Consider the following 318-nt stretch of genomic DNA (forward strand, 5'->3'; position numbering starts at 1 on the left):
AAGTACACCGCCGAAGCCGCGGCAATCACCTTTTTGGTGGTTGGGTAGGGGAGCGTCGCGTGACTGCTGTGAAGCGCTGGGGTAACCCTAGTGTGGAGTGTGCGCGAGTGAGAATGCAGGCATGAGTAGCGAATGAGGAGTGGAAAACTCCTCCGCCGAATGACTAAGGGTTCCTGGGCCAGGTTAATCCTCCCAGGGTGAGTCGGGACCTAAGGCGAGGCCGACAGGCGTAGTCGATGGATAACGGGTTGATATTCCCGTACCCGTGTGTCCGCGCCCATGGTGAATCAGGGATACTAACCCACCTGAACACGCGCC

The 318-nt window shown here is 58.5% G+C and carries 1 rRNA gene; it reads left to right on the top strand.

Annotated features, from left to right (window positions below):
- Window positions 1-318, top strand: a 23S ribosomal RNA gene (locus HMPREF2920_RS09875); the annotation flags it as partial.

Source organism: Corynebacterium sp. HMSC075F02 (assembly GCF_001838335.1).
Lineage (GTDB): Bacteria > Actinomycetota > Actinomycetes > Mycobacteriales > Mycobacteriaceae > Corynebacterium > Corynebacterium jeikeium_D.